Annotated in this window: 21 protein-coding genes and 1 riboswitch; of the genes, 8 read left to right on the forward strand and 13 right to left on the reverse strand. The window is 71.2% G+C overall.

Annotated features, from left to right (window positions below; all coding sequences use genetic code 11):
- Positions 1-42: 42 nt before the first annotated feature.
- Both ACWCSU_RS39345 and ACWCSU_RS39350 read right to left on the reverse strand, forming a co-directional pair.
- Positions 43-705, reverse strand: coding sequence for a Crp/Fnr family transcriptional regulator (locus tag ACWCSU_RS39345; RefSeq protein WP_449941926.1), 663 nt, complete (start codon positions 703-705; stop codon positions 43-45).
- 32 nt (positions 706-737) lie between these two features.
- On the reverse strand, positions 738-2750 hold the full coding sequence (locus ACWCSU_RS39350) for an adenylate/guanylate cyclase domain-containing protein (RefSeq protein ID WP_449941927.1): 2013 nt from the start codon (positions 2748-2750) through the stop codon (positions 738-740).
- Between the two features lie 196 nt (positions 2751-2946).
- Between ACWCSU_RS39350 and ACWCSU_RS39355 the strand changes: the two genes are divergently transcribed.
- Complete coding sequence (locus ACWCSU_RS39355; protein WP_449941928.1) at positions 2947-3828, forward strand: hypothetical protein; 882 nt, start codon at positions 2947-2949, stop codon at positions 3826-3828.
- 56 nt (positions 3829-3884) lie between these two features.
- Here the strand turns inward: ACWCSU_RS39355 and purL are convergent, their stop codons facing one another.
- The 4 genes from purL to purS form a co-directional block, all read right to left on the reverse strand.
- Complete coding sequence (gene purL / locus ACWCSU_RS39360) at positions 3885-6137, reverse strand: phosphoribosylformylglycinamidine synthase subunit PurL (protein WP_449941929.1); 2253 nt, start codon at positions 6135-6137, stop codon at positions 3885-3887.
- Positions 6134-6817, reverse strand: a complete 684-nt coding sequence (gene purQ, locus ACWCSU_RS39365; protein ID WP_357708071.1) for a phosphoribosylformylglycinamidine synthase subunit PurQ — start codon at positions 6815-6817, stop codon at positions 6134-6136. Before purQ ends, purL begins: the two co-directional genes overlap by 4 nt.
- A 150-nt stretch (positions 6818-6967) precedes the next feature.
- Positions 6968-7357, reverse strand: a complete 390-nt coding sequence (locus ACWCSU_RS39370; RefSeq protein WP_352320494.1) for an ATP-binding protein — start codon at positions 7355-7357, stop codon at positions 6968-6970.
- Positions 7358-7578: 221 nt separating this feature from the next.
- A complete protein-coding gene (gene purS / locus ACWCSU_RS39375) occupies positions 7579-7824 on the reverse strand; it encodes a phosphoribosylformylglycinamidine synthase subunit PurS (protein ID WP_357708072.1) in 246 nt (81 codons plus the stop codon).
- A gap of 228 nt (positions 7825-8052) precedes the next feature.
- On the opposite strand from purS, the gene pdhA reads away from it, so the two are divergent.
- From pdhA to ACWCSU_RS39390, 3 genes are read left to right on the forward strand one after another with little or no spacing between them, the layout of a single operon-like run.
- The gene (gene pdhA, locus ACWCSU_RS39380; protein WP_449941930.1) at positions 8053-9144 is read left to right on the forward strand and encodes a pyruvate dehydrogenase (acetyl-transferring) E1 component subunit alpha; all 1092 of its coding nucleotides are present in this window, start codon (positions 8053-8055) and stop codon (positions 9142-9144) included.
- Complete coding sequence (locus ACWCSU_RS39385) at positions 9141-10121, forward strand: alpha-ketoacid dehydrogenase subunit beta (protein ID WP_357708074.1); 981 nt, start codon at positions 9141-9143, stop codon at positions 10119-10121. The genes pdhA and ACWCSU_RS39385 overlap by 4 nt, the downstream gene beginning before the upstream one ends.
- A 17-nt stretch (positions 10122-10138) precedes the next feature.
- On the forward strand, positions 10139-11584 hold the full coding sequence (locus tag ACWCSU_RS39390; RefSeq protein ID WP_449941931.1) for a dihydrolipoamide acetyltransferase family protein: 1446 nt from the start codon (positions 10139-10141) through the stop codon (positions 11582-11584).
- A 41-nt stretch (positions 11585-11625) separates the two neighbouring features.
- Here the strand turns inward: ACWCSU_RS39390 and ACWCSU_RS39395 are convergent, their stop codons facing one another.
- Genes ACWCSU_RS39395 through ACWCSU_RS39410 form a run of 4 tightly spaced genes read right to left on the reverse strand, consistent with a single transcriptional unit; the run spans position 11626 to position 15324 of the window.
- The gene (locus tag ACWCSU_RS39395) at positions 11626-12798 is read right to left on the reverse strand and encodes an adenylosuccinate synthetase (protein WP_449941932.1); all 1173 of its coding nucleotides are present in this window, start codon (positions 12796-12798) and stop codon (positions 11626-11628) included.
- On the reverse strand, positions 12795-13730 hold the full coding sequence (locus ACWCSU_RS39400; protein ID WP_449941933.1) for a hypothetical protein: 936 nt from the start codon (positions 13728-13730) through the stop codon (positions 12795-12797). The genes ACWCSU_RS39395 and ACWCSU_RS39400 overlap by 4 nt, the downstream gene beginning before the upstream one ends.
- An 11-nt stretch (positions 13731-13741) precedes the next feature.
- Positions 13742-14596, reverse strand: a complete 855-nt coding sequence (locus ACWCSU_RS39405) for a molecular chaperone DnaJ (protein WP_357708079.1) — start codon at positions 14594-14596, stop codon at positions 13742-13744.
- The gene (locus tag ACWCSU_RS39410; protein ID WP_357708105.1) at positions 14593-15324 is read right to left on the reverse strand and encodes an NUDIX hydrolase; all 732 of its coding nucleotides are present in this window, start codon (positions 15322-15324) and stop codon (positions 14593-14595) included. Before ACWCSU_RS39410 ends, ACWCSU_RS39405 begins: the two co-directional genes overlap by 4 nt.
- Positions 15325-15403: 79 nt before the next feature.
- Between ACWCSU_RS39410 and ACWCSU_RS39415 the strand changes: the two genes are divergently transcribed.
- The gene (locus ACWCSU_RS39415) at positions 15404-15697 is read left to right on the forward strand and encodes a Dabb family protein (RefSeq protein WP_357708081.1); all 294 of its coding nucleotides are present in this window, start codon (positions 15404-15406) and stop codon (positions 15695-15697) included.
- A gap of 6 nt (positions 15698-15703) precedes the next feature.
- Here ACWCSU_RS39415 and ACWCSU_RS39420 read toward each other — a convergent pair whose 3' ends face one another.
- From ACWCSU_RS39420 to ACWCSU_RS39430, 3 genes are all read right to left on the reverse strand, one after another.
- On the reverse strand, positions 15704-15928 hold the full coding sequence (locus ACWCSU_RS39420) for a hypothetical protein (RefSeq protein WP_364101178.1): 225 nt from the start codon (positions 15926-15928) through the stop codon (positions 15704-15706).
- Positions 15929-15999: 71 nt separating this feature from the next.
- Positions 16000-16938 (reverse strand): MBL fold metallo-hydrolase, encoded by a 939-nt coding sequence (locus ACWCSU_RS39425; protein WP_449941934.1) that lies wholly within the window; start codon positions 16936-16938, stop codon positions 16000-16002.
- A gap of 66 nt (positions 16939-17004) precedes the next feature.
- Positions 17005-18810, reverse strand: coding sequence for an acyl-CoA dehydrogenase (locus tag ACWCSU_RS39430; RefSeq protein WP_357708084.1), 1806 nt, complete (start codon positions 18808-18810; stop codon positions 17005-17007).
- A gap of 103 nt (positions 18811-18913) precedes the next feature.
- Here ACWCSU_RS39430 and ACWCSU_RS39435 point away from each other — a divergent pair, with 103 nt between their 5' ends.
- The 3 genes from ACWCSU_RS39435 to ACWCSU_RS39445 all read left to right on the forward strand — a co-directional run bounded on the left by ACWCSU_RS39435 (position 18914) and on the right by ACWCSU_RS39445 (position 20537).
- Positions 18914-19711: a class I SAM-dependent methyltransferase gene (locus tag ACWCSU_RS39435; RefSeq protein ID WP_397045242.1), complete on the forward strand. Its 798-nt coding sequence runs from the start codon at positions 18914-18916 to the stop codon at positions 19709-19711.
- A gap of 25 nt (positions 19712-19736) precedes the next feature.
- Positions 19737-19795: riboswitch (guanidine-III (ykkC-III) riboswitch) on the forward strand.
- A 33-nt stretch (positions 19796-19828) separates the two neighbouring features.
- Positions 19829-20149: a DMT family transporter gene (locus tag ACWCSU_RS39440; protein WP_364101167.1), complete on the forward strand. Its 321-nt coding sequence runs from the start codon at positions 19829-19831 to the stop codon at positions 20147-20149.
- A 4-nt stretch (positions 20150-20153) separates the two neighbouring features.
- A complete protein-coding gene (locus tag ACWCSU_RS39445) occupies positions 20154-20537 on the forward strand; it encodes a VOC family protein (RefSeq protein WP_357708087.1) in 384 nt (127 codons plus the stop codon).
- The last annotated feature ends 7 nt before the right edge of the window (positions 20538-20544 follow it).

Here is a 20544-nt window from a genome sequence, read left to right on the forward strand (position 1 = left end):
TCCCACTATGACGTACGTCGTACGTCCGTTTTGTGGCAGGGGTTATCTGGCTCGCCTGCGTAACCCCTCGACGTCGTGGATGACCACCCGCCGCCTGCCCGTCTCGATGAGCCCGCGGTCGCGCAGGCTGCGCAGCGCCTTGCTGACCGCCTCGCGGGAGGAGCCGGTCCAGCCGGCCAGCTCGTCCTGGCTGAGCGGAAGGGTCACGCGCACGCCGGCGGTGGTCGGCTCGCCGTACCGGTCGGCCAGTTCGAGCAGCCGGGTCGCCACCCGGCCGGTGGTGTCGAACGCGCCGTACTCGACGCGCTTGCGGTCCGCGTCGCGCAGCCGGCCGACGACGAGCTGCAGGAGCAGGACGGCGATGCGGCCGTGCGCGGCCAGGAAGCCGCTGAAGTCGCCGATCACGATGCCCTGGACGGGCTCCAGCGCGGTGACGGTGGCCGAGCGCGGCGAGCCGTCCACGGCCGACATGTCGCCCAGCAGCGCCCCGGGGCCGCGTACCGCCAGGACCACCTCGGTGCCGCTGCTCGTGTGCGAGGACACCTTGACCCGGCCCCGCGTCAGCACGACCACCCAGTCGGCCGAGTCGCCCTCGCCGATCACCGTCGTGCCGCGATCCCACTGCCGCGGGCGCCCGGCGGCTCGCAGGGTGTCGATCTCCTCGGCGGTGAGCAGGGAAAGAAATTCGCCGGGCTCTGGAGTCATGCGCCGATTATGTACGGACGGCCATTGCCGTTCTATGGCATTCCAGTCAGAACGTACGCGGCCACGGGTTCTTCCTTGCCCTTCAGGGTGAGCCGTCCCAGGGCGTCCACCGAGACGTCGCGGCCGAGTTGCCGCAGCGTCGTCTCGCCGATCACCACCGTCCCCGGCTCGGCCAGGGCCTGCAACCTGGCGGCCACGTTGACGCAGTCGCCCATCGCGTTGAAGCCGCGTAACTCGGGGCTGCCGATGTTGCCGACCAGCGCGGGACCGGTGTTGACGCCCACCCGGAAGGTCGGCCACTCCACGTCGTCCGCGCGTTTCCAGGCCATCTCCTCGGCCACCTCGGCCGCGGCCCGCTGCATCTCCAGCGCGGCCCGGCAGGCCGCCCTGGCATGCCCCGCCTGCGTGGCCGGCGCGTTGAACAGGGCCAGCATCGCGTCGCCGACGAACTGCACGATCGTGCCGCCGTTGTTCAGCACGCAGGGCACGGCGGCCGTGTGGTAGCGGTTGAGCATCTCGACGATCTCGCCGGGCGTGACCTGCTCGGAGAAGGAGGTGAAGCCCTTGAGGTCGGCGAAGAGCGCGGTCAGCTCCTTCAGCTCGCCGCCGAGCGCGGCCCGGGCGGGGTCGGCGAGCAGGGCGTTGGCCACGTCGGGCGACATGTACTGGCGGAAGAGGGTGTCCAGCTCCTGGTAGAGGCGGGCGTTCTCCAGCGAGATGGACAGCTGGCCGGCCAGGGTGGCGGCCAGCGCCTCGTCCTGGCCGGTGCGGCCCACCGGCACCTCCAGCACGCCGGCCAGGTGGCCCCTGACCCTGAGCGGGTAGGCCAGCCGGTGGTCGCGGCGGATCGGCCCGTCGCCGTCGAACTCGTACGCGCGGGAGCCGATCTGCGTCCGGCCCTCCGACACCAGCGCGATCTTGACGTCACCGTACGCCTGCCTGACCCGGTCGAGCGCGGTGGTCAGCAGCTCGCCCTCCGGCAGGCCCACGCGGGTCTGCGCGCTCACCGCCACCAGCGCGGCCAGCCGCTCCGACAGCTCCCGCTCGTGGGCCAGCGCCTCCCCGGCCCGGTCGAGCACGGCGGCCTGGCTCTCGTTCAGCCGGAACTTGCCCGACAGCCGGGTCGCGGCCAGCGGCTCGCCCCTTCGTACGTGCTCGACCAGCTCCTCCAGCGCCTGGTCGTAGTCCTGCTGGAGGCGCGCGACCGTCGCCGCCAGCGTCACCGAGTCGAACAGGCCGGCGCTCGACCCCTCGCGCCTGAACTGCAGGTAGGCGCTGTAGGCCACGAACACGAAGGCGAGGGTGAGCAGCACGTGCCACTCCCACCACGACAGGTGCCAGTTGAGCTGCGACATCCCGGCGACCATCGCCTCGGCCAGCAGCGCGTACGCGGTGATCAGGCTGACCAGCATGGCCGAGGGGCGGCGGCGGTGGAGCAGGAACATCATCACGCCGGCCGCGCCGTACAGCAGGACGCCGGGGACGGACGCCAGGCCCAGCCAGCCCACCGGCGCGACCAGGGGCGGATCGCTGAGCGCGGTCAGCTCGGGCACCAGCGAGACCAGCCCCCACAGCAGCAGGAAGCCGAACAACATCGCCCGGACGAAGTGCTGCGCGTCAAGGACGGCCCTGGCCGCCCGCTCGCCCAGCGGCAGGGCCGAGGCGAACGCGAACATCGACGCGATCGTGAGCCCCACCTGCTGGCCCAGGTCGAAGCCCAGCGAGCCGGTCGGCAGGATGACGCCGGGCGTGGCCAGGCCGTGCAGCAGGAAGAAGCCCGCGCTGCTGAGGAACACCATGGACACCAGGAACAGCCGGGCGTCCTGACGGCGGCGCGCGGCCTCGGTGATCAGGCCGCCGAGCGCCACGTTGATCCCGGCCACCGCGAGGATCATCCAGAAGTGGCTCGCGTTGTGCTGCCAGACGACGTTGAGGTGCTGCTGCGCGAGCAGCAACCAGAGCCCCAGCAGGGGGAGAACGAGGTGGATGCCCCAGACCGCGCCTCGGACGGGCTGCGTGGCCGGCGGCAGGTAGGGGCTGGGCACAGACCCGATTATCCACGCGGGATCGCCGCCGCCAATGCGTCCTTTTACCCACTGGCAGCGCGACAGTCGGTCAATCTGGTCAGTAACCCTCCGTTTCGTGACATACACGTTATGTAGTTCTTGCCAACCTTTGGAACGGTCGAAACGTGAATCTCATGCACAACCTGAGCATCACTTGTCCCTTGGAAGGAAAGCCGTGGCTATCAAGGTTCGCGGTGGGCGTACGCTCACCCTCGCCACTGTCGGAGCGCTCGCCGCCTCGCTCCTCGCCGTCGGTGGCGTGGCCACCGCCTCGTCGGCGGCGAGCGAGGTCTACGCCTGCGTGCACAAGAAGACGCGGTACGTCCGCATCGTCAACCCGACCACGCCGTGCCGGAAGACCGAAGAGCGCGTCGTGATCGGCGGCAGCACGACGGAGCTGAACGGCGCCACGTCCGGCCCCAAGGGCGACACGGGCCCGCAGGGCAAGCAGGGCGTCGCCGGCCCGCAGGGACCCCAGGGCCCGAAGGGCGAGACCGGCCCGGTGGGCCCCCAGGGCAAGCAGGGCCTCCCCGGCAAGAACGGCCAGGACGGCCCGCAGGGCCCCAAGGGCGACACCGGCCCGCAGGGTCCCAAGGGCGACACCGGTCCTCAGGGCCCCAAGGGCGACGACGGCAAGAACGGCCAGGACGGCAAGCAGGGCGAAAAGGGTCCGAAGGGCGACACGGGTCCGCGCGGGACCGAGGGACCGAAGGGTGACACGGGCCCGCAGGGCCCCAAGGGTGATCCCGGCAAGGACGGCGCCGGCGCCGCCTACGGCACCTACACCAACGACGCGACCATCAGCGGCCTCGGCCCGGTGACCGCCACCTGTGACAAGGGCGGCACCCCGACCGGCGGCGGCTTCTCCTTCAGCACCCTGAAGAACGCCGAAGTCATGGGCAGCTTCCCCGGCGCCAGCGGCTGGACGGTGACCGTCGCCAAGGACGACAACGGCGGCGGCAACAACCTCACCGCCGACACGCAGACCCACGGTGGCGGCAACAACGGCACCAGCGTCTCCGGCAAGGTCTACGTCGTCTGCATCAAGAAGGTCTGACGACACATAGAAGGGCCGGTGCGGGGTCACCCCGCACCGGCCCTTCTCGTTGGATCTCAGCCGAACAGCGCGGGCAGCGTCGCCGAGTGGGTCTCGCGGATCTCCTCGATCCCCACCTCGAACACGCCCTCGACCACCAGCGACTCCCCGCCGGTGACCCCGAGCCCGTAACACGGCACCTCGTGCCGCCCGCACAGCGCCGCGAACTCGTCGAACGCCTCCGGCCGCACCACGACCAGGGCCCGCGCGGCCGACTCGCTGAACAGGTCGGTGAACGGCTCGCCGCTCAGCGCCACCGTGGCCCCGACGCCGCGCGCCAGGCACGACTCGGCCAGCGCCACGGCCAGGCCGCCGTCGGACAGGTCGTGCGACCCCTCCAGCAGCCCGCGCGCCGCCGCCTCGACCAGCACGGTCGCCAGCGCCTGCTCGGCCTCCAGGTCCGCGTGCGGCGGCAGGCCGCCCAGGTGGCGGTGGGCGACGTGGGCCCACTCCGAGCCGCCGAACTCCTCGCCGGTGTCGCCGAGCAGCACGACCCGCAGCCCCTCGGCGGTGAACCCGGACGGCACCCGCTTGGCCACGTCGTCGATGACGCCGAGCACGCCCACGACCGGCGTGGGGTTGATGGCGGTCGAGCCGGTCTGGTTGTAGAAGGAGACGTTCCCGCCGGTCACCGGCACGCCGAGGGTGCGGCAGGCGTCGGCGAGCCCGCGTACGGCCTCGGCGAACTGCCACATGACCTCGGGGTCCTCGGGCGAGCCGAAGTTGAGGCAGTTGGTGACGGCCAGCGGCTTGGCGCCGGTCACGGCCACGTTCCGGTACGCCTCGGCCAGCGCGAGCTGCGCCCCCGCGTAGGGGTCGAGCTTGGCGTAACGCCCGTTGCCGTCGGTGGACAGCGCGATGCCCCGGGTGGTCGGCTCGGCCCCGGCCATGACCTCGGAGATGCGCAGCATCCCCGCGTCGGCGGGCTGGGCCAGGACGGTGTTGGCACGGACGTACCGGTCGTACTGGGAGGTCACCCACTCCTTGGAGGCCAGGTTGGGCGAGCCGAGGAGCTGCAGCAGGGTGGCCCGCAGGTCGTCGGGACGGGCCAGCCGGTCGGGGGTGTCGGAGTTGAGCGCGCCCTGCCCGGACGGCTCGTGGAAGGGACGCTCGTAGACCGGGCCGTCGTCGGCGGCGGTGCCCGGCGGGATGTCGACGATGACCTCGCCGTCCCACGTCATGATCAGGCGACCGGTGTCGGTGACCTCGCCGATGACGGTGGCCGGGACGTCCCACTTGGCGCAGATCGCCAGGAACGCGGGGATGTCGTCGGGCCGGACCACGGCCATCATCCGCTCCTGGGACTCGCTCATCAGGATCTCCTCGGGCCTGAGCGAGGGGTCGCGGAGCGGGACCAGGTTGAGGTCGACCTTCATGCCGCCGGTGCCCTTGGCGGCCAGCTCGGTGGTGGCGCAGGAGACGCCGGCCGCGCCGAGGTCCTGGATGCCGACGACGACGTCGGCCGCGTAGAGCTCCAGGCAGCACTCGATGAGCAGCTTCTCCATGAACGGGTCGCCCACCTGCACGGCGGGCCGCTTGGCCTGCGACTCGTCCTCGAACGTCGCCGAGGCCAGCACGGACGCGCCGCCGATGCCGTCGGGGCCCGTGGACGCGCCGAACAGCACGACCTGGTTGCCCGGGCCGGGCGCGGTGGCCAGCTTGATCTGGTCCTTGCGCAGCAGGCCGACGCAGAGCGCGTTGACCAGCGGGTTGCCGATGTAGCAGGGGTCGAAGACGACCTCGCCGCCGATGTTGGGCAGGCCCAGGCAGTTGCCGTAGTGGCTGATGCCCTCGACCACGCCGGGCAGCACCCGCCGGGTGTCCACGGCGTCGGCGCCGCCGAAGCGCAGCGCGTCCATGACGGCGATCGGGCGGGCGCCCATCGACATGATGTCGCGCACGATCCCGCCGACGCCGGTGGCCGCGCCCTGGTGCGGCTCGACGTAGGACGGGTGGTTGTGTGACTCGATCTTGAACGTGGCCGCCCAGCCGTCGCCGATGTCGACGACGCCCGCGTTCTCGCCCATGCCCACGAGCAGCGCCTCGGACTTGGGCGCCTTGGTGGCGAACTGCCTCAGATGCACCTTGGACGACTTGTACGAGCAGTGCTCGGACCACATGACGCTGTAGATGGCCAGCTCGGACCCGGTGGGACGGCGGCCCAGGATCTCTTTGACCCGGTCGTACTCGTCCTGCTTCATGCCCAGCTCGGCGAAGGGCATCGGCTCGTCGGGGGTCTCGGCGGCCCGCTTGACGTTGTCGGTGCTCATGCGTTCACCAGATTCTTCAGGATGGACGTGAAGAAGCCGAGCCCGTCGGTGCTCGGCGCCCCGACCAGCTCCTCCACGGCGTGCTCGGGGTGCGGCATGAGGCCGACCACGTTGCCCGCCTCGTTGCGGATGCCGGCGATGTCGTTGAGCGAGCCGTTGGGGTTGCCCCCGGCGTAGCGCACGACGACGTGGCCGCCGGACTCCAGCGCGGCCAGCGTCTCCTCGGAGGCGACGTAGCGGCCCTCGCCGTGCTTGACCGGCAGCACGATCTCCTGGCCCTGCTCGAAGGAGCCGGTCCAGGCGGTGGCGGGCTGCTCGACCGTGAGCCGCTGGTCGCGGCAGACGTAGTGGAGCGAGGCGTTGCGGGTGAGCGCGCCGGGCAGCAGGTGGGCCTCGCAGAGGATCTGGAAGCCGTTGCACGTGCCGATCACCGGCAGGCCGGCCTTGGCGGCCGGGATGAGCTCGTCCATCAGCGGGGCGAACCTGGAGATCGCGCCGCAGCGCAGGTAGTCGCCGTAGGAGAAGCCGCCGGGCAGGAAGACGGCGTCGACTCCCTTCAGGTCGTGGTCGGCGTGCCACAGCGGGACCGCCTGCGCGCCCACGAGGCGCACGGCTCTGGCGGCGTCCTGGTCGTCGAGAGTTCCTGGAAACGTGACTACGCCCACACGGGCAGCGCTCATGACAGTCGTCCCCTCCGAGGAATGCGCACGCGCGTGCCACCGTCTCTTAGGGGCGGACGGCGGTCTACGGCGGTGTACTCAGATTATCGGGTGCGCGGCTGTGTTCCGGGCAGCGGGTCGGACAGCGCTCAGACAGCGCTCGGACAGCGCTCAGACAGCGGCCAGCTCGCGGTGACGGGCGCCCTCGGCCTCGTCGTCCCAGGCGAGCATCTTGCGCAGGTGGACCGTCGTGCCGCGGCCCGGGGTGGTGCCGAAGGAGATCTCGTCCACCACGGACCGCATGATCAGCAGGCCGCGGCCGTTCTCGGTGTCGGGCGGAGGAAAGTGCAGCGGCATCGACGGGAGGCCGTCGCCGCTGTCGGCGACACGCACGTCGCAGCGGCCGTAGCCGATCGACGCGGAGACCTCGTAACGATTGGCCGGGCCGCCGTGTCGCACCGCGTTGGAGCACGCCTCGGAGACGGCGAGCAGCATGTCGGCGATGCAGGTCTCGCTCACGTTGAGTGAACGCATCGCATCGCCAAGCACCCGCCTGACCATCGGTATGCCGATCGCATCCCGAGGCAGCGCCAACGAGAACTCAATATCCACCGGACTCCTCCGGGCTCCGGAATGTCACCTGGAGTAGGTTTCCCTGTGAAATCGGGGCTAACCGCAAAATCACGTTGTTGTTATTTAGTGTTGGCACGCCCGTGGCATTGTGGCATGGCCGAACGCGACTTTAACCCACCAGGGGTAAAACCAGGCATCAAATGTGCCTTCTACCCCTCAACTCGGACGCTGTAGTCCTCAATCACGGTGTTGGCCAGCAGTGTCTCGGCCATCTTCCGTACCTCGTCGAGAGCCGCCTCGTCGGCCGGGCCCTCCAGCTCGACCTCGAACCGCTTGCCCTGACGGACGGCCGAGACGCCGGCGAAACCGAGCCTGGGCAGCGCCCTGGCGATGGCCTGGCCCTGCGGGTCGAGGATCTCGGGCTTCAGCATGACGTCTACGATGACGCGCGCCACTGCGTTCCTCCTGGGTGGAGTGGGTGCTTGGGAAAGCAAGCCTACCGGCGTGCATGCCCGTCGACACAACGGGAACGGGGAGGACATGGGGCTTGCGCGGAGGGCTGTGACGTCTGCCACGATGTCCCCAAACGCGTACGAACCACCACCACATGGTTCGCACGCACCCACGGCTGGCCCCAGGTGGCGACCCCATCGACACCGGCCCCGATCGCACAGGAGCGGCACGTGACAGTCGACGCCTCTCGTGGTGCCGAAGCACCCCCTGAGCTCGTGCAGTTGCTCACCCCCGAAGGAGTACGGGTCGAGCACCCCGACTACGACATAGACCTGACGCCCGAAGAGGTCAGGTCGCTCTACCGCGACCTGGTGCTCGTCCGGCGCATCGACCTGGAGGCCGTGGCGCTCCAGCGGCAGGGCGAGCTGGGCATCTGGGCCTCGCTGCTCGGCCAGGAGGCCGCCCAGATCGGCTCGGGCCGCGCGCTCACCGACACCGACATGGCCTTCCCCACCTACCGCGAGCACGGCGTCGCCTGGTGCCGCGACGTCGACCCGGTGAAGCTGCTGGGCCTGTTCAGGGGCGTCAACCACGGGGGCTGGGACCCCGAGGAGCACAACTTCCACCTGTACACGATCGTGATCGGCAGCCAGACCCTGCACGCGGTCGGCTACGCGATGGGCATCCAGCGCGACGACGCCTCCGCCGCCACGATCGCCTACTTCGGCGACGGCGCCACCAGCCAGGGCGACGTGAACGAGTCGTTCATCTGGGCCGGCGTGTTCAACGCGCCGATCGTCTTCTTCTGCCAGAACAACCAGTGGGCCATCTCCGAGCCGCTGGAGAAGCAGAGCCGCATCCCGCTCTACCGCCGGGCCTCGGGCTTCGGCTTCCCGGGCATCAGGGTCGACGGCAACGACGTGTTCGCCTGCCTCGCGGTGACCAGGAAGGCGCTCGACGCCGCCCGTACGGGCCAGGGGCCGACGCTGATCGAGGCGTTCACGTACCGGATGGGCGCCCACACCACGACCGACGACCCGACCCGCTACCGGGTGGCCAGCGAGCTGGAGGCGTGGAAGCTGAAGGACCCGATCGAGCGGGTCAAGGCGTACCTGTTCCGCAACGAGCTGGCCGACCAGGCGTTCTTCGACTCCGTCACCGCGGAGGCCGACCAGCTCGGCGCCGACCTGCGCAGGCGGTGCCTGGCGATGCCCGACCCCGAGCCGCTCGATATCTTCGACCACGTCTATCGCGAGCCCCACGCGCTCATCGACGGGGAGCGCGCGCAGTTCGCCGCCTACTTGGAGGGCTTCGAGAAATGACGGTGTTGAGCCTGTCCAAGGCGCTTAACGAGGGCATGCGCCGGGCCATGGAGGACGACCCCAAGGTCCTCATCATGGGCGAGGACGTCGGCAAGCTCGGCGGCGTCTTCCGCGTCACCGACGGCCTGCAGAAGGACTTCGGCGAGGACCGCGTGATCGACACGCCGCTCGCCGAGTCCGGCATCATCGGCACCGCGATCGGCCTGGCGCTGCGCGGCTACCGGCCGGTGTGCGAGATCCAGTTCGACGGGTTCGTCTTCCCGGCGGCCGACCAGATCATCACGCAGCTCGCCAAGATGCCGATGCGCTCGCTCGGCGCGATCAAGCTGCCCGTCGTCGTCCGCATCCCGTGCGGCGGCGGCATCGGCGCGGTCGAGCACCACAGCGAGTCGCCCGAGGCGTACTTCACGCACACGGCCGGCCTGCGCGTGGTGGCCTGCTCCAACCCGGCCGACGCCTACACCATGATCCAGCAGGCCATCCGGAGCGACGACCCGGTCATCTTCTTCGAGCCCAAGCGCCGCTACTGGGAGAAGGCCGACATCGACACGGCCTCGACCGACTGGTGGACGCCGTTCGACAAGGCCAGGGTCGTCCGGCCGGGGTCCGACGTCACGCTGCTGGCCTACGGCCCGATGGTCAAGACGTGCCTGGAGGCCGCCACGGCCGCCGAGGACGACGGCCGCTCGCTGGAGGTGATCGACCTGCGCTCGCTCAACCCGCTGGACGAGCCGCTGGTCATGGAGTCCGTACGCCGGACCGGACGGGCGGTCGTGGTCCACGAGGCCCCCGTCTACAGCGGGTTCGGCGCCGAGCTGGCGGCCCGGATCACCGAGCGGTGCTTCTACCACCTGGAGTCGCCCGTCCTGAGGGTCGGCGGCTTCTCCACCCCCTATCCGCCGTCGAAGCTCGAAGAGCACTACCTGCCCGACCTGGACAGGGTGCTCGACGCCGTCGACCGCGCCTTCGGGTTCTGAAAGGGGGACGTGCTTCCATGCGACGCGAGTTCAAGCTCCCCGACGTCGGGGAGGGGCTGACCGAGGCCGAGATCGTCCGCTGGCACGTGCGGCCGGGCGACGAGGTCAAGGTCAACCAGATCGTGGTGGAGATCGAGACCGCCAAGTCCATCGTCGAGCTGCCGATCCCCTGGGACGGCGTGGTCTCGGGGGTGCTGGTCGAGGAGGGCGTCACGGTCGACGTCGGCACGCCGATCGTCTCCGTGGACACCGGCGGCGGCGAGATGGCCGGTGAGGGAGGCGGCGGCGACCAGGGGCTCAAGGCGCTGGCCGACGACATGGTGCCCAAGCCGCCGGAGGAGGGCGCGGTCGAGCCCGGCGCCCACGGCAGCCCCGCGCCCAAGGAGGAGCGGCAGGCTGTCCTGGTGGGCTACGGCGTCAAGACCGGCGCCTCCAAGCGCCGTCCCCGCAAGCAGCCGGCGGAGCCGATCGCGGCCGCGCCCGTGGCCAACCCGGCCCGCGTGGAGGTCCCCGGCCCGGCCCCGACGGCCCGCCCGGTCGAGCCGGCCGGGCCCCCGCCCGTCGTCGCGCCCGTCGGTCCGGGCCGCGTGGCCGTGCTGGCCAAGCCGCCGGTCCGCAAGCTGGCCAAGGACCTGGGCGTCGACCTCACCACGCTCACCGGCACCGGCCCCCAGGGGTCCATCACCCGCGACGACGTGCACGCCGCCGCCGAGGGCGGCCCCCAGGCGGCGCCCGAGCCCGTCCGGCAGGCTCAGCCCCAGCAGCGGGAGGAGCGCGTCCCCGTCAAGGGCGTGCGCAAGATGACCGCCCAGGCCATGGTGGCCAGCGCGTTCACGGCCCCCCACGTCACCGAGTTCCTCCAGGTGGACGTGACGGAGACCATGGAGGCGGTCAGGCGCCTGCGTGCCCTGCCCGACTTCGCCGAGGTCAAGGTCTCCCCGCTCCTGCTGGTCTGCCGGGCCCTGCTCACCGGGGTCAGGCGCTACCCGATGATCAACTCGTCGTGGGACGAGGCGGCCCAGGAGATCGTGGTCAAGCAGTACGTGAACCTGGGCATCGCCGCCGCCACCCCGCGCGGCCTCGTGGTGCCCAACGTCAAGGACGCCCACGCCCTCTCCCTCCCCGAGCTGGCCAGGCAACTGGGCGCGTTGGCGGAGGCAGCCAGGGCGGGCCGCACCCAGCCGGCCGAGATGTTGGGCGGCACGATCACGATCACCAACGTGGGCGTGTTCGGCGTCGACGCCGGCACTCCCATCCTCAACCGGGGCGAGTCGGCCATTCTGGCCTTCGGCCAGGTCAGGGACATGCCGTGGGTGGTCGACGGCGAGCTGGCCGTGCGCAAGGTGACCACGCTCGCGCTCAGCTTCGACCACCGGATCGTCGACGGCGAGCTGGGCTCGATGTTCCTGCGCGACGTCGGCGCCATGCTGGAGGACCCGCTCCGCATGCTCGCCTGGAGTTAGAGCCAGGCGGTGACCGCCGGGAGGACCCCTCTCCCCGGCGGTCACCGCAGGCTCGGCCAGGGCGCCTTCTTGTCACTCGCGCGGGGGCCGTACGACTCCAGCCACACGGGCGCGCCCACGACATGAGAGACCGCCGCGGGCCAGTCTGATACACCCTCCTCGTACACGGGGACGGCCCGCAGCAGCCGGGACGTGCGGTCCGGCTCGGCGAACGTGACGGGCCGGTCGTAGCGCACGCACATGCGCGAGACGTCCGCGTCCAGGTGGGTGAGGGCGAGGCCGTCCACGCCGCCCGCCGCCTCGGCCGCGTACCGGTGGGCGACCGCGTCGAAGTGCCCGAGCCGGAAGGCTCCCTGCCACGGCCCGGCCGGGTTGTGCGGCTCGGGCAGCGTCAGCGCGGGGTCCTCGGTCACCAGCGGGCCGGGGCCGTGCCGGGTCGTGTACGTCCGCAGCACCCCCAGCCGCGCCGCCCCCGCCCCCTCCAGCAACTCCAGCGCGTTGGCGAAGGTCGTCGTGCTCCACGTCGTGTACGGGTCGAACCCCCACCGCTCGTCCAGCAGCACCCCCTGCGCCCCCTCGAACACGACCGGCCCCCGCCTGACCAGCCCGGCCGTGTACGACGAGTCCACCAGCCGCACCCGCTCGGCGAACGCCCGGTAGACGGCCACGCAGTCGGCCACCGCAGGCCCCTCGCCCCCCAGCGCCTCCCGCAGCACGGTCAGCTTCCGCGTCAGCTCACGCGGCGAGTCGCCCGCCCGGGGCGCCAGCGCGCCGTGCTCCAGCCGGTACGCCATCACCTCCCCGACGCCCATCCCGCACGACCCGTGCCGCGCGGCCCCCCGCGCAAGCTCCCGCCTCCTCCCGGCCGCCACGTGGTACGGCGTCGCCAGCAGGCAGTCCCGGTCCACCGTGAGCAGCCCGAAGGGGTCGGGCACGCCGAGCCGCGCCAGATGCTCCGCCTCGGCCGACAGGGCCAGCGGATCGACCACCACGAACCTCGACAGATGCGTACGAACCCCTCGGAACGTCCCCGCGCCGAACTGCGCGAACGTGTGATGCCGCCCGTCGTCCAGGACGACGTTGTGCCCCGCCTGCGCGCCCCCGTTGAACCGGACCACGGCGTGGACGGGCAGCGTGGCGCACGCCCAGTCCACGACCGTGCCCTTGCCGGCGTCGCCGTACCCGAGGTCGACGACGACGAGGTGGTCGTTCATGGCCGCAGCCCGTCGAGCGGCTCGGCGGTGACCACCGTGCCGCGGTCGAGCCTGGCCAGGGCCCGCGACACGGACGCGCCGGCCGTCGAGCCCAGCTCGGCCAGGTCCTCCAGGCCCTCGTCCAGGCCGATCGCGTCCTCGCCGAGCCCGACGGTGAGCGCGATCGTCTCGGACACGGCGTCGAGGTCGTCCAGCTCCAGCACGTTCTGGCCGAGCAGGTCGCGCCAGGCGTCCAGCACCTCGGGGTCGCCGGCGTAGCTGGCCCCCTGGGGGAGGATGAAGTAGACGTCGTACTTGCGGGTCAGCTCGGCGACGATGTCGGCCACCCCGAGGGGCGCGGTCAGGCGGTCGCCGACGAGGTCCCCGACCTGGTTCCTGGACACCCGCGGATAGGGCATCTCGTCGCCGATGACGAACAGGTAGCCGCGCCTGCCGCGCTTCTCGTGGCAGTCGATGGAGGTGTGCCTGGCCATGAAGTACATGGCCAGCTCGTAGGACTCGCGCTTCTGGCCGCCGCCCCCGCCCTCCAGCAGGATCAGGCCGAGCTGGTCGTCCATGCGGTTGTCGGACTCGAACTGGCCGACCTGCAGCGGCGCCCGGTCGCAGGTGGCGTCGCCGATCGCGCCGAACATGATCTGCGGGTCGGTGGCGTACCCCTTGCGCAGCAGCAGCCCGAGCAGGTCGGGCAGCCGGGTCTGCAGCCCGCGGGGGACCGCGCGCATCGAGCCGGTCACGTCGAAGAGCACGGCGATGGCCAGCGAGTCGGGGTGCTCGGCCGAGTCGCGGCTCTCCCGCGTCACGCCGCAGGGGTCGAGGTCGGGGTGGACCTGCCGGGCTCCGCCGTCGCTGTAGGCGAAGGCGCTGGAGCCGGTGGCCGCGCGGTAGCGCGCGGCGGAGTCGTAGACATTCGTGGACCAGATTCCGCTGCCCATGGCAGCCTCCCTCAAAGGTGGAGCGGACGGTACGTGCGGGGTCCATACAGGTCGTCGAGCAGGTCGTCGAGCTCGCGCAGCAGCTCCCACGCGTCGGACGGCGGGCGCAGCAGGCAGCCGCGGACAAAGGCGCGCATCCGGCGCGGGCACTCGCCCAGCAGGCGCTCGACGCACCTGGTCAGGGCGGTGATGTCGGCGCGCTCGTCGAGCCGGTCGCCGTGACACCAGTCGACCAGCACGAGCCCGTGGTCAAGGGGATGGACGAGGACGTGGCGGGGGAGCACGGCGCCGTGCGCGACGCCGGCCCGGTGGGCGAACCCGGCGGCCACGAGCAGCCGCCGCCAGATCCAGGCCACGTCGCGGGGGTCGCGGCCGGTGCCGACGCGTTCGAGGGTGACGAACCCGTCGGGCGCCCGGCTGAGCACGTTCGCCTGCCGGACCACCTCGCCGCTCCGGTAGCGGAAGCTCTCGACCAGGCGGGGGACGTACGGCAGGAGGCGCGGGTCGCCGTCCGAGGCGAGCTTCCGCAGCGCGGCGGCCTCGCGGACCAGCAGCCGGCCGGCGGCCGGGTCGCGGGCCACCTTGAGCAGCGAGTCGCGCCCGGCGCCGCGCCCGGCCGGGTAGAGCACGGCGGTGCCGCCCTTGTGCAGCGGCGGCCCGACCAGGAAGTCGCCGACCCGCTGCCCCCGGTGGTAGGTCTCCCAGAGCGCGACCAGCCGCTTGAACGCCTCCTCGCCGCCCGGCGCGAGGTCGGGGTGCAACGCCCTGGCCAGCCGCCGGTAGACGCGGGCCGGAGAGCCGCCCGCGAACAGCTCCTGGGCCGATCGCGCCCCGGCGACGATCGCCGCCGCCTCCGCCGTGTTCATCGCACCTCCTCCTCCCGCGCGGGCCGCAGCAGCGCGGGGTGGAGCAGCCGGGCGTCGCCCGCGCGGTAGAGCTTGGCGCGCGGGCCGCCCCTGGGGCCGCCGGTCTCGGTGGTCTGGCCGGTGCTCTCGACGAACCCGGGGACGGACAGGATCTTGCGGTGGAAGTTGCCCGCGTGCAGCGGCGTGCCCCACACGGTCTCGTAGATCAGCCGCAGCTCGGAGACGGTGAACTCGGGGCCGGCGAAGGCCGTGGCCAGCGGCGTGTACTCCAGCTTCGACCGGGCCCGCTCGACGCCGTCGGCCAGGATGCGGGCGTGGTCGAAGGCGAGCGGCGGCACGTCGTCGACCGGGTGCCACACGGCGGCGGCCGCGTCCGTGCCGGCCTCGGGGTCGGGCAGGTCGGGGGCGAAGGCGAGGTAGGAGATCGACACCACCCGCATGCGGGGGTCGCGGCCGGGGCCGCCGTAGCTGGCGAGCTGCTCGATGTGCGCCGGCCTGGTGGACACGCCGGTCTCCTCGGCCAGCTCGCGCACCGCCGCCTCGGGCAGGTCCTCGTCCGGCCTGACGAAGCCGCCGGGCAGCGCCCACCGGCCCGCGTACGGCTCCACGCCGCGCTCGACGATCAGGACGTGCAGCCGCCGGTCGCGGATGGTCAGCGCCACCACGTCGACGGTGACCGCGACCGGCGCGTACAGCCGGGGGTTGTAGCCGGCCAGGAACTCGTCCATGCCCACGTCCTTCTCAATGTGAGTCAATCTCGACATGAGAATAACTCTCGGGAAGGGTGGGTGTCGATAGGGTTGGCGCATGATCCGTCACATTGTGCTGTTCACCTGGGCCGACGACGCCACCGACGAGCAGAAGGCCGCGGTCGCGACCGAGCTGCGCAAGCTGCCGGGCGAGATCCCGCAGCTACGGGCGTACACGGTGGGTCCCGACGCCGGCATCACCGAGGGCAACCACGAGTTCGCCGTGGTCGCCGACCTCGACAGCGTGGACGACTTCGTGATCTACCGCGACCATCCCCGCCACCAGGCCGTGATCGCGCAGTACATCAAGCCGATCCTGGCGACGCGCGCCGCCGTGCAGCTCAGCCTCTAGAGCCCTCTAGAGCTCCGGCGGGTGGTTCTCGCGGTGCATCAGCCGGTCGTCGGAGGTGCGCCCGCGCCGGGGCGCGAGCACGATGCTGAGCACGACGCCGACGCCCCCGACGATCATGAAGATGACGCCGATGATGTCCATGTGCACGCTCTGGCCGAACACGTCCGGCTCGATGGCGAACTTCAGGATGGCGCCGAGCGTGAGGAAGAAGATGCTGACCCCGACACCCATGACGACCTCCAGGCAAAGGCGAAGTACGCCCACGGTCATACCCGGGTATCGGTGATCACACCCTCGCCGGGTCAGGCGAGACAGGACAATGGCCGCCCGCCGTTGTAGGCGATCATGTCCTGCACGGCCGCGCCGACGTCGATCGGCGCGCCCGGCGGGCGTCCGTCCAGCTCGGCGTAGGCCCGGTGGAGGTTGCCCACGATGCGCTCGGGGTCGAGCAGCCCGCCCCACTCGCCGAGGTCGGTCTCCCGCGCGGCCTCCAGCGGCGTCAGGCCCGCCTCACGGCCGTGCCGGGCGGCCTCCTGCACGAACCGCAGGTAGCCCTCGACCCGGTCGTAGACCTCCGGCCCGCACACCTCGCCGTGCCCGGGGACGATCGTCTCGGCGTCCAGCCCCCTGAGCGTGTCCAGCGCGGCGATCGTCCCCGCCACCGATCCCATCAGGACGAACGGCGTGCCGCCGTTGAAGACCAGGTCGCCGGAGAACAGCACCCGCCGCTCCGGGATCCAGACGATCGAGTCGCTGGTCGTGTGCGCGGCCGGCCCGACGTGCCGCACCTCGCACCGCAGGTCGTCGGAGTACAGGGTGACCCCCTCGGTGTACGTCAGGAACGGCGGCGCGACCTCCATCGCCCCCCACACCACCTCCGCCGACCAGGCCCCCCGGTACGCCGGGACCCCGTCGGCCAGGATCTGGGCCCGTACGCCCTCGTGCCCGACGATCGTGGCCTCGGGGAACAGCCAGTTGCCGAAGGTGTGGTCGCCGTGGTGGTGGGTGTTGACCAGCGTGGTGATCGGCCTGCCGCTGACCTTGCCGACGGCCTCGCGCAGGTCGCGGGTGCGGCGCTCGGTCGAGCAGGCGTCGACGCAGATCACGCCGCGCCGCCCGGCCAGGAATCCGGTGTTGTTGATCCACCAGCTCCCGTCGGGCTGCACGTAGGCGTAGACGCCCTCGGAGACCTCTACGACGCGCGGCGGGGGCAGGGGGTGGTCATGAGATGACGAGCTCATGCCCGGAACCTAACAGCGACGCCCGCTCCCGGAGGGGAAGCGGGCGTCGCCGTCAGGTTCCGAGGCTCAGAAGGCCTCTTCGGGAAGTTCCATGAGCTCCTGGCCGGTGGCGGCCAGGATGCGCCGCTCGGTCGTCAGCCTGGGCAGCACGGTCCCGGCGAAGAACGCCGCCGCGGCCACCTTGCCCTGGTAGAACGGGTCCTCGCCCTCGGCCAGCCGGGCCAGGGCCACCTCGGCCTGGCGCAGCAGCAGCCAGCCGATCACCAGGTCGCCCAGCGAGAGCAGGAACCGGGTGCTGTTCAGGCCGACCTTGTAGACCTCCTCCGGCTTCTCCAGCGAGCCGAGCGCCCAGCCGGCCATGGTGTCGCCCATGGCCTTGACCTCGGCGGCGGCCTCGGCGAGCAGCTTGCGCTCCTCCTTGAGCCGGCCGTTGCCCGCCTCGGAGGCGGCGAACTCGTTGATCTCGGCGAGCAGCGCGCCGACCGCGGCGCCCTGGTTGCGCAGGATCTTCCTGAAGAACAGGTCGAGGCCCTGGATCGCGGTGGTGCCCTCGTACAGGGAGTCGATCTTGGCGTCGCGGATGTACTGCTCGATCGGGTAGTCCTGCAGGTAGCCCGAGCCGCCGAGGGTCTGCAGCGAGCGGGCCAGCAGCTCGTACGAGCGCTCGGAGCCGACGCCCTTGACCAGGGGCAGCAGCAGGTCGTTCATGGCCTCCGCGTGCCGGTCCGCCGGGTCGATGAGGAGGGCGTCCTGGAAGGTGGCCGTGTAGAGGACCAGGGCGCGCATGCCCTCGGCGTACGCCTTCTGCAGCATCAGCTCGCGGCGCACGTCCGGGTGGTGGGTGATGGTCACCCGGGGGGCGGACTTGTCGGCCATCTTGGTCAGGTCCGCGCCCTGGTAGCGGGACTTGGCGTAGTCGAGGGCGTTCAGGTAGCCGGTGGAGAGCGTGGCGATGGCCTTGGTGCCGACCATCATGCGGGCGTGCTCGATCACCATGAACATCTGCTTGATGCCCTCGTGCACGTCGCCGACCAGCCAGCCGATCGCCGGGTGCTTGTCGCCGAAGGTGAGCTCGCAGGTCGTGGAGACCTTCAGGCCCATCTTCTTCTCGACGTTGGTGACGTAGGCGCCGTTGCGCTCGCCCAGCTCGCCGGTCTCCAGGTCCACGTGGAACTTGGGCACCAGGAACATCGACAGGCCCTTGGTGCCGGGACCGTGGCCCTCGGGACGGGCCAGGACCAGGTGGAAGATGTTGTCGGCCATGTCGTGCTCGGCGCTGGTGATGAAGCGCTTGACGCCCTCGATGTGCCAGGTGCCGTCGGGCTGCTGGACGGCCTTGGCCCGGCCGGCGCCGACGTCCGAGCCCGCGTCCGGCTCGGTGAGCACCATGGTGGCGCCCCAGTTGTGCTCGATGGCCAGCTCGGCGAAGCGCTTCTGCTCCGGCGTGCCCAGCTTCCACAGGGTGTAGGCGAAGTTGGGGCCGGCGGCGTACATGTACAGGGCCGGGTTGGAGCCGAGCACCATCTCGGCGGTCGCCCAGGCGAGGCTGCGCGGGATGCCGGGGCCGCCCAGCTCGGCGGGCAGATCGAGGTGCGCCCAGCCGCCCTCCACGAGCGCCTTGAACGACTTCTTGACGCCCGCCGGGACGGTCACCGTGCTCGTCGCGGGGTCGAACACCGGCGGGGTGCGGTCGCCCTCCTCGAAGGAGTCGGCGAGCACGCCGGTCGCCAGCCTGTTGACCTCGTCCAGGATGCTCCGCGCGACGTCCTCGTCCACTTCGCCGAAGGGCCCGGTGCCGAGGATCTCGCGTCGACCGAACACCTCGAAGAGGTTGAATTCCAGGTCACGCACGTTGCTCTTGTAGTGGCCCATGGGTGCAGATCTCCTTGAACCGAGGTCTTCATGTACTGGCCAGTAACCTTACCTGGAATGCTACCCGCGAGTAACCCCGGCCATGCATGGCATGCTCGACTCCATGGACGCCGAAGAACTCGCCACCAGGTGGCGGGAGCGACTGGAATCCTGGGCCATCCCCGAGGAGATCCTGGCCAAGGCTCCGGCCGATCCGTGGAGCCATTCACCGGCCCGGTTCGCCACGCGCACCGACCGGGCGCTGGCCGAGCCCGACGACGGCCCGACCATGACCCGCCTCGCCGAGGCGCTGCCCGACAAGGGCACGCTCCTCGACGTCGGCTCGGGCCCCGGCGCCGCGTCGTTGCCGCTGCGCGAGCGCATCGGCCACCTCTACGCGGTGGACACCTCCGCGCCCATGCTGGAGCACCTGAAGGTCAGGGCGATGGACCTGGGCGTGCCGGCCACCACCGTCGAGGGGCGCTGGCCCGACGTGGCCGGCCAGGTGCCGGTGGCCGACGTGTCCGTCGCCGCGCACGTGGTCTACAACGTGCCCGACCTGGCGGAGTTCCTGCGGGCGCTCGACCGCCACACCCGTGGCCGGGTGGTGCTCGAACTGTCGCATCGCCATCCCATGAGCTGGATGACGCCGCTCTGGCAGCACTTCCACGGCGTCGACCGCCCGGTCCGTCCCATCGCCGAGGACTGCGTGGCCCTGGCGGCGGCGCTGGGCTTCGCCGTGCGCGTGGAGGAGCGGGAGGCGCCCCTGGAACGTTTCACGACGGTCGAGGAGCTGGCCGAGAGCGCCTGCCGCCGGGTGTGCCTCGACCCGTCCAGGGTGGAGGAGGTGGCCGAGACGGCGGTCGAACTGGGGATGTGGCCGGTGCCACGCGACCGCTGGGTCACCGTCTGGTGGGAATGATCCGCTTCTCTGGGTCGTTGGAACACTTGAGCTGACTGCTCCCGGACGAGACGCGCCGTACCCGGAACGCCAAGACGACGCACGTACCTGTACGTCTCGTCCTCAGGAGAACTGATCATGGCGTGGATCCTCATCGTGCTGGCCGGCCTGTTCGAGGTGGCCATGGCACTGTCGCTCAAGCTCAGCAACGGCCTCAGCAACCTGTGGTGGACCGTGTCCTTCCTGGCCACGGCCGCCCTCAGCTTCGGGCTGCTCGCCTACGCGCTCAAGTCCCTGGAGGTCGGCACCGCGTACGCCGTGTGGACCGGCATCGGGGCCGTCGGCACCGCGATCCTCGGCATGGTCGCCATGGGCGACGACGTGTCGCCGCTGCGCCTGACCTCGATCGCGCTCATCCTGGCCGGTGTCGTGGGGCTCAATCTGGCTGGTGGACACTAGTGCGATGATTGAGATCCATGCCATCACCGTCGACGCCGCCGATCCCTACGAGATCGCGAACTGGTGGAGCCAGGCCACCGGGTGGCCGTTGGGCGAGGGTGACAAGCCGGGGGCCGACGAGGTCATGCTGCGTACGCCCCAGGACCCGTTCCTGCTGTTCATCCGCGTGCCCGAGGCCAAGACCGCCAAGAACCGCGTGCACTTCGACGTCAACAACGCAGACGGAAGGACGCGTGACGAGGAGGTCGAGCGGCTGCTCGGCCTCGGCGCGACCCTCTTCCAGGACCAGCGCAGGCCCGACGGTTCGGGCTGGGTGACGATGCTCGACCCCGAGGGGAACGAGTTCTGCGTGTGCAGGAGCGAGGCCGAGAGGGCCTTGCCGGAATGATGTTCTG

Source organism: Nonomuraea sp. NPDC001699 (genome assembly GCF_053596455.1).

Excerpts from the sequence above, each read along its gene's own strand:
- ACWCSU_RS39430 (WP_357708084.1), bottom strand. The coding sequence starts at position 18,810 with ATGGGCCACTACAAGAGCAACGTGCGTGACCTGGAATTCAACCTCTTC.
- purQ (WP_357708071.1), bottom strand. The coding sequence starts at position 6,817 with ATGAGCGCTGCCCGTGTGGGCGTAGTCACGTTTCCAGGAACTCTCGAC.
- ACWCSU_RS39370 (WP_352320494.1), bottom strand. The coding sequence starts at position 7,357 with ATGGTCAGGCGGGTGCTTGGCGATGCGATGCGTTCACTCAACGTGAGC.
- ACWCSU_RS39440 (WP_364101167.1), top strand. The coding sequence starts at position 19,829 with ATGGCGTGGATCCTCATCGTGCTGGCCGGCCTGTTCGAGGTGGCCATG.
- ACWCSU_RS39385 (WP_357708074.1), top strand. The coding sequence starts at position 9,141 with ATGACGGTGTTGAGCCTGTCCAAGGCGCTTAACGAGGGCATGCGCCGG.
- ACWCSU_RS39415 (WP_357708081.1), top strand. The coding sequence starts at position 15,404 with ATGATCCGTCACATTGTGCTGTTCACCTGGGCCGACGACGCCACCGAC.
- ACWCSU_RS39425 (WP_449941934.1), bottom strand. The coding sequence starts at position 16,938 with ATGAGCTCGTCATCTCATGACCACCCCCTGCCCCCGCCGCGCGTCGTA.
- ACWCSU_RS39400 (WP_449941933.1), bottom strand. The coding sequence starts at position 13,730 with ATGGGCAGCGGAATCTGGTCCACGAATGTCTACGACTCCGCCGCGCGC.
- ACWCSU_RS39345 (WP_449941926.1), bottom strand. The coding sequence starts at position 705 with ATGACTCCAGAGCCCGGCGAATTTCTTTCCCTGCTCACCGCCGAGGAG.
- ACWCSU_RS39420 (WP_364101178.1), bottom strand. The coding sequence starts at position 15,928 with ATGGGTGTCGGGGTCAGCATCTTCTTCCTCACGCTCGGCGCCATCCTG.
- ACWCSU_RS39435 (WP_397045242.1), top strand. The coding sequence starts at position 18,914 with ATGGACGCCGAAGAACTCGCCACCAGGTGGCGGGAGCGACTGGAATCC.
- ACWCSU_RS39445 (WP_357708087.1), top strand. The coding sequence starts at position 20,154 with ATGATTGAGATCCATGCCATCACCGTCGACGCCGCCGATCCCTACGAG.
- ACWCSU_RS39390 (WP_449941931.1), top strand. The coding sequence starts at position 10,139 with ATGCGACGCGAGTTCAAGCTCCCCGACGTCGGGGAGGGGCTGACCGAG.
- purL (WP_449941929.1), bottom strand. The coding sequence starts at position 6,137 with ATGAGCACCGACAACGTCAAGCGGGCCGCCGAGACCCCCGACGAGCCG.
- ACWCSU_RS39405 (WP_357708079.1), bottom strand. The coding sequence starts at position 14,596 with ATGAACACGGCGGAGGCGGCGGCGATCGTCGCCGGGGCGCGATCGGCC.
- ACWCSU_RS39410 (WP_357708105.1), bottom strand. The coding sequence starts at position 15,324 with ATGGACGAGTTCCTGGCCGGCTACAACCCCCGGCTGTACGCGCCGGTC.
- ACWCSU_RS39395 (WP_449941932.1), bottom strand. The coding sequence starts at position 12,798 with ATGAACGACCACCTCGTCGTCGTCGACCTCGGGTACGGCGACGCCGGC.